The sequence below is a fragment of the Clostridia bacterium genome, from assembly GCA_028698525.1.
Lineage (GTDB): Bacteria > Bacillota > Clostridia > JAQVDB01 > JAQVDB01 > JAQVDB01.
In genome coordinates, this window is record JAQVDB010000112.1 from 1 (window position 1) to 3,906 (window position 3,906).

Annotated in this window: 4 protein-coding genes and 1 pseudogene; 2 read left to right on the forward strand and 3 right to left on the reverse strand. The window is 31.5% G+C overall.

Features of this window, described 5'->3' with window-relative positions:
• The 3 genes and pseudogenes from PHP06_10755 to PHP06_10765 all read right to left on the reverse strand — a co-directional run.
• Window positions 1-317 (reverse strand): hypothetical protein (locus tag PHP06_10755; GenBank protein ID MDD3841020.1); only part of this gene is annotated, 317 nt, incomplete at its 3' end.
• Window positions 318-1,390 (reverse strand): annotated as a pseudogene (locus PHP06_10760) (site-specific integrase).
• On the reverse strand, window positions 1,377-1,574 hold the full coding sequence (locus PHP06_10765) for a DNA-binding protein (protein MDD3841021.1): 198 nt from the start codon (window positions 1,572-1,574) through the stop codon (window positions 1,377-1,379). Before PHP06_10765 ends, PHP06_10760 begins: the two are co-directional and overlap by 14 nt.
• Window positions 1,575-1,739: 165 nt before the next feature.
• On the opposite strand from PHP06_10765, the gene PHP06_10770 reads away from it, so the two are divergent.
• The gene (locus tag PHP06_10770; GenBank protein ID MDD3841022.1) at window positions 1,740-2,342 is read left to right on the forward strand and encodes a helix-turn-helix transcriptional regulator; all 603 of its coding nucleotides are present in this window, start codon (window positions 1,740-1,742) and stop codon (window positions 2,340-2,342) included.
• Window positions 2,343-2,425: 83 nt separating this feature from the next.
• Window positions 2,426-3,649 (forward strand): hypothetical protein, encoded by a 1,224-nt coding sequence (locus PHP06_10775; GenBank protein MDD3841023.1) that lies wholly within the window; start codon window positions 2,426-2,428, stop codon window positions 3,647-3,649.
• Window positions 3,650-3,906: the final 257 nt, after the last annotated feature.

The window sequence follows — 3,906 nt, forward strand, 5'->3', positions numbered from 1 at the left end:
CAGCTATCAATTATATTTTGAGTTGCTACAACTTTAATAGGTGCATCTAAGATTGCTTTAGTCATATAAGTTTGCCTGTTCTGACCTGATAATTCTATCTTTGAGAAAATCTTATCCCTATCCTTTTTATCTACTCTAAAAGTTATAGTGGCTTGTTTTTCTCTTCTTTTTTCATCTGATCTTCTATGAGATTCTTTTCTTTTCTCTATCCTCTCAGTCTCTATTATCTGCCATTCTGCCTTAGATAGACGTTCTACTTCTTCCACCTTTTTCTTTTTAATTATATCTTTATAGTTAGGAAATTTTGGAGCTTTCATTTACTCACCCATTTCATTTAATTTATTAGCCATATCTTTTTGCTTAGTCGGAAACATATGACTATATTCCATGAGAACTTTTATACTTTCATGGCCTGTTCTTTCAGCAATATCCACAGGAGAAAAACCCATTTCTATTAGTAGGGATATATGACTATGTCTTAGGGCATGAAGTTTAATTCTTTTTACTCCTGAGAGACCTATACCTCTTTCTAGTTCTCTCCTAAAATAAGATGGCGTTTTAGGAAATATTAGATCATCTTGATTAAAATATTCAATTTTCAAGAAATAATCTTCCAATTCCTTAACCAGAAAATTAGGTAACAAAATTGTCCTTTTACTCTTAGGGGTTTTTGGATCAGTTATAACTTCTTGACTGTCTATTCTTTGAGTAGATTTATTAATCCTCATTGTTTTTTTCCAAGGTCAAAGTCAGCCTTGGTCAAAGCTCTTAGTTCTCCAATTCTAATGCCTGTCCAATATAGAATTTCAAAAGCATAGAAGGAAATATCCTTATCCTTAACTTTTTCAATAAAGGAAGTATATTCTTCCTTAGTCCAAAATTCTACTTCATCATCGCTTTTTCTTTTTCCTATCCTTCCAGTTACCTTACAAGGATTCTGTCTTAGCCCATAAAATTTAACTGCATGGTTGAAGATACAAGACAACTGTGCATGTATTGATTTTAAATAGGTCGGCTTATATTTTTCACCCTCTGCATTTTCAATAGTCAATAGTACATTGTGCCATTTTTTTATCACCACAGGCTTTATCTCACTTATTTTCATACCTGAGAAAAAAGGTAGTACCTTGGTGCGTATCATATGTTCTTTTGTCAACCAGGTATTTAGCCTTACACTTTCCTTTACATCCTCCTTATAAAGTTCATAAAAGTCTTCAAATAGCATATTTAAAGATCCTTCCATTTTAACCGAAAATTTTTTTTCATAGTCTAAGGCCTCTTTCTTTGTTTCGAACCCCCTTTTAAATTTCTTTTGAGTCTGGCCATCCCAATCTTCATAATAAAAAGATACATACCACTTACCTGTATTCTTATCTTTATATGCTGGCATTAATATCCTCCTCTGACTTATAAATTTGTTCCATAAAATATTGCTTGTTTATCCTTCCTCTTAAAATTAAAAATCCTTTCTCCCCTAGAGCCTTATTCATCTCTCTAATAATTTTATAGGCTTGTTGTTGTGATACATCTAATAACCTAGCAACTTCTTTTGAATCTAAAAATAGTTTATCCATATTTTCCTCCTTTTAAGTAACATATTTGTTTCTGTTTATATGTTATATAATACGAAACATTTTTGTTACTGGCAAGTCTTTTTTTAATTATTTTTTTCTTGCTTTTTTTCCTTATATAAGTTATTCTTTATATAGTAGCAGATTTGTTTCTAAATGAGGCTTTCTATGAGTTCTGGATATTTATTTCGTAAATTTAGAGAATTACGTGGCTTAACACAAAAGGCATTAGGGAAAAAAGTAAATTTAGATGATGTACGTATAAGACAATATGAGTTAGATATTCGTTCACCTAAAGAAGATGTTTTTAATAATATTTCTTCTGCCTTAGGTGTAAAGCCTGAGTATTTTAAAGATCCTAGCTATCCTTATGACTTTGAAGAAGTAATTCGTTTACTCTTTAAGTTAGAGGATTCCATCCCTATAGGGATCAGCAAAGTAGATATTAATGGTACACCAGTCCACAGTTTGGTTTTTCTAGGCCATAATATTTTAAAAATTGATAAAACCTTAGAAGCCTGGACACAGATGCAGTTTAAGTTTATGGATGAAGAAATATCCTGGGAAGAATATGAGGATTGGAAGGCAAATTGGCCTGATAGCTTAAGAGAAGACTATGAATTTAATCCTGAAGGAAGTAAAAATACCAGCTATAAAGAATATATGGCACAAGTTCAAAAGCTTGATGATATACAAGCAACTAAGGAGTCTTTAGCTGAAAGAAAGTTTAGAGTTGCTAAAAATAAGATAGAAAATGAGGAAGATAAATAGACACAAAAATAATTATAATTTTCTATTGTTTACACTTTTGAACACGGATCTAAAAAGTTATATCTTTTGATTGGAGGTTAATTATGGGCGATATTGTTGAAATTAATAACTTGAAAGTAACATCAAGTGAGGAAAATAAAGATAAGAGCGATTTGATTCAAATAACAGAGAGCCTGCTATTAGATACCAGAACTAATATTAAAAACCTTAGTACAATCAGTATACCAATAGCTGAACTAGCTACCTTAGGGTCGGGAGTATCATCCCTCCTTCCATCACTAAGAACAGTAACTACAACAACATCAATTGACATGCAAGGCTTATTTACTGTTAAAAATTTAGCTACTGGGGATATATTAAAAATGGCAAAAGATAAAACTTATTGGGGTGCAATAAAAGCTGCTGATGGAACATCTAAGATGGCAAAATTGTCTCAAGCTGGCCCATTAACTGCAACCACGGAAGCTGTCACTGCTATAAATCCAGCAATGATAATGATGGCAGTTGCATTATACTCTATTGAACAGCAACTTAATAATATCCAAGAAACCCAAAATAAGATTCTTCAACTTATTGAATTTGAAAAAGAATCAACTGTAGAAGCCGATGTTGAGCAACTTATCTCCATCATTACAAAATACAAACATAATTGGGATAACGACAAGTTTATATCTAGCAACCATAAGATGGTAAGTGATATCCAGAGAACGGCCAGGGCTCATATAATCTCATATCAGAAGGAGATTAGTGCTACCCTTGATGGAAAGAAATTTCTCTTGGTTCAAGCTCATGTTAAGACGAAACTCAGTGAACTATTAAAAGAATTTAAGTATTACAGATTATCTTTATTTACATTTTCATTATCCTCTTTACTTGAAATTATGCTTAGTGGAAACTTTAAAGAAGAGTATATTTCTGGAATTAAACAGGAAATTGAAAAATTTGCTGAAACCTATAGAATGATATTTGAAAAATGCTCAGTTTATCTAGAAAATATAAGTAGCTCATCTGTTGAAACTAACCTACTAAAGGGCGTAGGAACTGTTAGCAATTTTATAGGGAAAACTATCGGTTCTATACCAGTTGTAAAAAAAGGATCAGCTGATGAATTTTTTCAGGATATGGGAGATAACATAAAAAAGAATGCCCTTGGAAACGAACAAAACGTGATTAGATTATTTGCTGAAATAAGCAATCCTGAAACTGCCGTGTTCACAGAGAGAATGGCTGACATGATACAAATTTACAATCACACATCAGATATTTATTTTGACAATGAGAAGATTTATATTGTAAAAGGGGAATAAAATAATACTTAGATAAATAAACACAAAAAAGCACCTAGAGTTTAGATAATCAGTCTAACCCTAAGTGCTCTTTCTTTTTCTATTATTTAATTTTATAAAAGATAAGCATAAAATCTACTACTCACATTTTTTCATCATTTCTAGTGAAATAGCTTCAAAATAGCATCACTCTTGTATTTTTTCATGAAGCAATCTTCTATAGGTGTCTATTTATAAAGCTTTAGTGTCAGTAGCATTTTTGCTACTATTTACTCCCA

What these genes read in the sequence shown, in the direction of transcription:
- PHP06_10765 (MDD3841021.1), bottom strand. Translation starts at nt 1,574, where the DNA reads ATGGATAAACTATTTTTAGATTCAAAAGAAGTTGCTAGGTTATTAGAT.
- PHP06_10770 (MDD3841022.1), top strand. Translation starts at nt 1,740, where the DNA reads ATGAGTTCTGGATATTTATTTCGTAAATTTAGAGAATTACGTGGCTTA.
- PHP06_10775 (MDD3841023.1), top strand. Translation starts at nt 2,426, where the DNA reads ATGGGCGATATTGTTGAAATTAATAACTTGAAAGTAACATCAAGTGAG.